At 42.0% G+C, this 5,752-nt stretch carries 6 protein-coding genes and 1 pseudogene; 2 read left to right on the forward strand and 5 right to left on the reverse strand.

The window, feature by feature from the left end; translation table 11 throughout:
* The first annotated feature begins 330 nt into the window (after positions 1 to 330).
* Positions 331 to 1,455, forward strand: coding sequence for a glycosyltransferase family 4 protein (locus tag AAC083_RS18520; protein WP_108537382.1), 1,125 nt, complete (start codon positions 331 to 333; stop codon positions 1,453 to 1,455).
* A 304-nt stretch (positions 1,456 to 1,759) separates the two neighbouring features.
* On the opposite strand, the gene AAC083_RS23330 is transcribed toward AAC083_RS18520, so the two are convergent.
* The 5 genes from AAC083_RS23330 to AAC083_RS18540 form a co-directional block, all read right to left on the reverse strand.
* On the reverse strand, positions 1,760 to 1,900 hold the full coding sequence (locus AAC083_RS23330) for a 2Fe-2S iron-sulfur cluster-binding protein (RefSeq protein ID WP_108537387.1): 141 nt from the start codon (positions 1,898 to 1,900) through the stop codon (positions 1,760 to 1,762).
* A gap of 96 nt (positions 1,901 to 1,996) precedes the next feature.
* Positions 1,997 to 2,893, reverse strand: coding sequence for a DMT family transporter (locus tag AAC083_RS18525; protein WP_181364813.1), 897 nt, complete (start codon positions 2,891 to 2,893; stop codon positions 1,997 to 1,999).
* Position 2,894: 1 nt separating this feature from the next.
* Positions 2,895 to 3,608, reverse strand: a complete 714-nt coding sequence (locus AAC083_RS18530) for a 2OG-Fe dioxygenase family protein (RefSeq protein WP_108537384.1) — start codon at positions 3,606 to 3,608, stop codon at positions 2,895 to 2,897.
* Between the two features lie 625 nt (positions 3,609 to 4,233).
* A complete protein-coding gene (locus tag AAC083_RS18535) occupies positions 4,234 to 5,100 on the reverse strand; it encodes a LysR family transcriptional regulator (protein ID WP_108537385.1) in 867 nt (288 codons plus the stop codon).
* Between the two features lie 200 nt (positions 5,101 to 5,300).
* The gene (locus AAC083_RS18540) at positions 5,301 to 5,426 is read right to left on the reverse strand and encodes a sulfatase (RefSeq protein WP_181364814.1); all 126 of its coding nucleotides are present in this window, start codon (positions 5,424 to 5,426) and stop codon (positions 5,301 to 5,303) included.
* A gap of 63 nt (positions 5,427 to 5,489) precedes the next feature.
* Here AAC083_RS18540 and AAC083_RS18545 point away from each other — a divergent pair.
* Positions 5,490 to 5,683: pseudogene (locus AAC083_RS18545) on the forward strand (transposase domain-containing protein); the annotation flags it as partial.
* Positions 5,684 to 5,752: the final 69 nt, after the last annotated feature.

Consider the following 5,752-nt stretch of genomic DNA (forward strand, 5'->3'; position numbering starts at 1 on the left):
GTTAATGGGCTGCTGGCTGAACCGGGAGATTGGATCCAGATGGCTGGGCACTGGCAGAGGTTGAGCAACCCTTCGCTTCGATCTGAAATGGGTCATGCTGGGCAGCAACGTGCAGAGCGACTCTTCACTGTGGAGATTTATGTCGACAAGATAACAGAGGTATGGACTGACGCGCTGGCTGGGCGCTGGGCTAGTGCGAGTCAGTTTCCTTATCAACGGATGCTACGTTGGCTTGGGCGACGGCTTGCCGCTAGAGGACGAAGATTGTGGGTGAGGATGTTGGCTGGTATTGGCACCCGAAATTTATCAAATTGAGGGGGGAGCAAAAAGATGACAACACAGATGAAGCCAGTGACAGGAAAGATTGTCGTGGTTGATCCTATCCCCTTTCGTGGTGGATCCAAGGTGGCGACTGAAGTATTACTCGACGAGTTAGCCAAACGTATGCCGGAGATGACATTTCATGTGCTGACTCAGGATCCGGCTTCCTGGGCTCATTGTCGACATCACAAGCTTTGGGTTCCCCCGTTCTTGAAAGGGCGGGAGTCTGGCTTGGGTTATCTGCTCAAGCAGGGGTGGCAGACCATGGCTATTCTGTGGCTGGCATGGCGTCTGGGGGCGGTCAAGTGCTTGCTGGCAGCATCAGGGCCCGGGGTCGATCTCTGCTGTTACTGGGCTGCCCGCTGGTTGCAGTGTCGGGTGGTGCAGATGATCCATGGGCCTGTGGGTTGCTCTGGCCTCTCAGCCAGAGCATTGCAGCGTGCGAATCTTGTATTTTATCTGGAAAGTACACGTCGCTCTTTGGAGGCGTTAATACTTCGGCTTGGCGAAACTGATTTTCCATCACATTGGAAGTCATTTATAAATGGTTTGAGTGACGTTGACTGGCCTACGACGACATCGGGAGGTGCTCGTATATTGTGGGCAGCGTCCTTGCTGAAATGGAAGGGATTGGAAACAATATTGGCCGCTCATCAACAGATATCTAGCAGTCGTCCAGAGTTGATAGTTTGCTATCTTCAGCCAATGGGAACACGTCTGCCATGCAGTCAGCCCCAGCCCCAGTTGCCGGATACCCGCTGGTACTCAAGTCCTGATAATCTTGATGAGATAAGATCTCAATGCGGTATTTTTGTTTCTACTAGTCATCAAGAACCGTTTGGGCTCTCCATTCTGGAAGCGATGGCGGCAGGATTATGCGTGGTTATCCCAACTGATGGTGCCTGGTGGGATCAGCACCTGATTGATGGTGTGAACTGCTGTAAATATCATCCAAACGACTCTGATGATCTTGCCCGAGTATTGGTGGCACTGAATACTATGCCAGATGTGGTCATTCGACTTGGGCGTAACGCTCAATTACATGCAACGACTCATTATAAAGCGGTTGATACGTATCAGGGTACAGCTGACCTGTGGGAAGCGCTGTTGCGAGAGGATAAATTAATTCTGTAGTGACCTGGGCTGTATTCCTAAAGTGGTTGAAAAAATGGCCTCCTTGGAGGCCATTTTGATGGCTTGAAATTGCGGTGCCTGAAATTTTCACACGTTGAGAATACAACCTGGCACCGGTGACTTAACAAGTCCCTCATAAAAACTATTGACACCTCCATAATTATGTTCACCTCTAAGCCACATTTTCAGTTAGCTCAATTCAAGCTGCATCGATTTGGGAAACAACGCCTGTAAGAACACCTTATTTTTTGGGATTGAGAGGTCGTGACAACATCCAAATTAGTAACTTCGGACATAAGTATAGCTACTGACTTATTGTTATATTATTTTTCGGATAGCATTGACATGCTAATAGCACGTTATTGTCGCTAGTAACATCTACAGACTTCAGTGTTACGGCACATTGTCCACAAACGCCAGAGCCACAGTTGTATCTTATCGGTATATTTTTTCTATGGCTGACTGAAGAACTGTTTTCTTTGTATTACCAGGGTAGTTTTTCCCGTTAAAACTTATATCTACCTTTCTACCGGTAATCCACTCAAACGTTTTGTAAATTCCTTTTTGGTTTTAAATAATTCCGTGAGTTATAAATAATCAATGAACATAGAATGATGCATACGCCAATAACTTCCACTGTTGTTAGAACTAGGTCGTAAACTAAAACATCAATGATTAACGCGACAAGTGGGTAAACAAATGACATTATCGCAAGACTCGACACATTTGATTTTTCATATGCTCCGTACAAAAATATATACATAAAACCTGTATGGACTAATCCAAGAATGACTAGGTTATGAACTTTATTTATATTCAGATTGAAGTTATTTACATCAAAAAAACTAGCAAATACTACAAGCCCAATCAACAAGTGACATAATGCAATAAACGTTGGCGTAAGATTGCTAACTTTCTTAGTATAAATGGTTGACAGAGCATATAGCGTTGCGGCTATTAAAGCATTTAGTACACCGGTGACTTTGATATCGCTTTGCTGCATATCACCGCCTAAAACAATAGTTGTGATGCCGATAAAAGAAACCGTCACAAGAGCAATATGATCTAGCTTTAACCGTTCTTTCAGCAAAATCGAGCCAAGAATAATTAAAATAAAAGGTTGCGTATTGTATATTATCGTGGTTAATCCCATGGATAGTTCGGTATATGACTTAAAGAGAAACAGCCAGTTTAAAACTAGTGTCACACCACCAATGATTAATGCGAGTACGGTATTCCAAGTGATTTCTTTCAGGGAGGGAAATTTTTTAGAAAAATAAACATACAACGTTAAAAATACCGAGCCGATAGCACACCGAGCGAAAACAATATTCTCAGATGCTTGATTTGATTCCAAAGCGAAGTAGCCAATAGACCCAGAAATAACCATTGCTATAAACATATAGTAACGGCCTAATGTATCGTTAGTGTATTTCATACTAATAGTCACCATATACTTGTTGGCTTAGATTTTCTAGATTGATGAGCATGACATCACGTCGGGCCGTACCTTTGGTTGAACCTAATGGGGTTACTGCATGCTTCAATGTCGGGTCAACGATAAGGCAGTCCATGAAGTTCGTTAGGCGTACAACATTTGTAGGAAGATCATCAAAGCCTGAAATAACATTATCTGCACCTAGGGCATTGTCTGTTAAATGGATTAGATGAATGAAAACCAGAGGCTCATCATCTTGGTGCAACCACACAGGGGAGCTGTATGATGCTTCACCTTCTTTTGCCTGATAGCGTATAAAATGAATGCTGATATTAGCCGTTTTAACGTTATTAACTTCACAGTATTTTCTGATAAGTGGCTCGTGTTGGTTAAAAATAGCTTTAAATGTAGGATTACTTAATAGAGATTCATCGATTACATTGAAGGTTCTACTCATGCCACCATTCAAGTTATTTGCTTTACCTGAAGCAAAATAACTTTGTATCTTTGATTTGATGGTTTGTTTACTAAGATTATCATACTCAATTTTAAGCATCCCACGATGTCGCACTGGAGAATATGGATCTGGCTTTACATTTTCATCAAAGAAAACTCGAAATTCAGAGATATCACTAAGTTCTAATTTATGCTCAGACAGTAAACTCTCGCCGCTAACAAATTTAAAACCGTTTACATAAGGGTGTGGCGATTCCATTTCCGTTCCTTTCCTTTCCTTTATTTAAGGAATTCATCATAATAGTTAATTAAAGACAGTGAAAATGCTATTTTTTAATAAAGTATTCATTTTTTTATGGGTGCATTGCTCCACCCCAATCCCAGGGTGAGAGCATGGGTGTATGTTATTTAACCAATCTTTCGTTTCTCACCCATTTTGAAGAAGATAAGCGGAGAAGGATGTTCAAATTACCTTCCATTGTTGAGGGTTAAGTAAACTGATTTCGATCATAAAACATTCATGAGCTCACCCTGTAATTACCCCAGACAACGTCGTTGATTTCCTAAATCAACCATCAAGCCACAACCCCAAGTGACCGCTACTCTTGGGGCTTTCTGACTGGTAGACTAAGGGGGAAGCGACTGCCCCATGATGTAGACTTGAAGGGAAGGGTGGAGATCAGATCATCGCTTCCTCAGTTAGTTCCATCCAAGCAGCATCGATTTGGGAAATAACGCCGATCTAAACTATCGCCAAAATGGAAGCAATGAGTGCAGCTTGATTCTTGGCATAGACTCCTCAACAGAGCCGGACTACTCCATTTTGAAAATATCCATTCATGTAATATCGAGCTAAGTGATTTTCAACTAAAGGTGTTCGGCATCTAAGAGAAGATCGTCTTTACCCCGTCAGCAAGATCGTCAGTGATGATATCTTGCCGGCCTATCAAATATACATCGATATCCCAGAGGGTTGGAAAACCATCTTTAGATTCCAGTATTGTGAGTTCATCATCGTACATAGTATCTAGTATGATTCCAACGCCTAATCCTGACTTGATTGCCTCTATATTTTGATGCCACGAAAAAGATTCATACAAAAATTTATAAGGGATTCGGAGCATTGCTAAGGAATGTTCAAGACTAATGCGAGGTATACACCCTTCGTGAAATGATACTAGCGGTAAGTAGCTCAAAAGCTCAAGATTCACTCGTTTATTACTTGCCCAAATAAGTCTTGATGTATATAGGTAGTGACCATTATTTACTACAGCGGGTTCACTGTTTACTTTCATTTTTTTTTGAAAATAGAAATCCAGATTTCCATTCACATAGTTCCTGGCGTGGTTTTCATTTTTATCAACTATTAAAGATATGGTTGAACCATTAAAACACTTACTGAAATAACTCTTTACTTGAAGGGTTTTATCAGTGGAAAGGTCATCTGGAATACCGACGGAAATTATTTTATCTGATGGTACACATAATGAATTGGCTCGCTTTAATATATCGATAGCTTTTATATATATATTCTCCGCACCTTCGCCCCTTACTAGATTCTTTCCCATCCTCCGATTGAAAACTTCAATTCCTATTTTTTCTTCAAACTTCTGCAATGTGATTGTTACCGCCGATTGAGTTTTTGCTAGTATCTGCGCGGCTTCTGTAATGTTTAGCGTCTCGTATACACACGCAAAACAGCGTAGCTGCTCCAATGTAATCCCACTTTTACGCAAAAATGATCGTTCCATACCATACAACCAAGAGTCTACTATTTATTGCTATTTTCTAGCGAACGTACAAAAAAAGCAATCAAAAATCACCGAATAGAATAAAGTCGTGACATGATATATCTTTCCTCTTTATTTTAACGCTTTGTATCAACATAAAATTAATTAATTTTTCATACATAATCTGACAAAGTGTGTTGTGCGACTATGCATGGCATTGTTCATGGAATGAAATTGGTGAAGGCCAGATCGGTTTTGGTGGCCTTCAGTTTGGCATCATCGGCGGCCTGCACCGTTGATGTGACGCTACCGGTAATCAGTGCCACGGCGGTGGATGCCTTGAACATCTTTTCAATTGGTGATGGCGATGATGAAAGAGGTGCACTCAAAACTCTGCTGTGAGCCTGTCAAAGAACTTCCTGTTTTTTGGTTCAGATCATGGAGGCGAGCGGGGGCCTTGCTGTACAGCTTGCTCGGCACCTGCCGGTTGAACGGTGTAGATCCGGAGCATTACCTACGGCATGTGCTAAATGTGATCGCCGACTGGCCGGTGAATTGGGTCAGCGAACTGCTGCCATGGTGTGTTGTTCTACCGGCGGAATAACATGTAACGCCTGTCAATACGCTCTTCGCTGTACGCTTACGATTTTTGGAAGGATGAGGCTTGAAATAG

The sequence above is a fragment of the Aeromonas sp. HMWF014 genome (assembly GCF_963878295.1).
Taxonomy (GTDB): Bacteria; Pseudomonadota; Gammaproteobacteria; order Enterobacterales; family Aeromonadaceae; genus Aeromonas; species Aeromonas popoffii.

Excerpts from the sequence above, each read along its gene's own strand:
- AAC083_RS18540 (WP_181364814.1), bottom strand. The coding sequence starts at position 5,426 with ATGTTCAAGGCATCCACCGCCGTGGCACTGATTACCGGTAGCGTCACA.
- AAC083_RS18525 (WP_181364813.1), bottom strand. The coding sequence starts at position 2,893 with ATGAAATACACTAACGATACATTAGGCCGTTACTATATGTTTATAGCA.
- AAC083_RS18535 (WP_108537385.1), bottom strand. The coding sequence starts at position 5,100 with ATGGAACGATCATTTTTGCGTAAAAGTGGGATTACATTGGAGCAGCTA.
- AAC083_RS18530 (WP_108537384.1), bottom strand. The coding sequence starts at position 3,608 with ATGGAATCGCCACACCCTTATGTAAACGGTTTTAAATTTGTTAGCGGC.
- AAC083_RS18520 (WP_108537382.1), top strand. The coding sequence starts at position 331 with ATGACAACACAGATGAAGCCAGTGACAGGAAAGATTGTCGTGGTTGAT.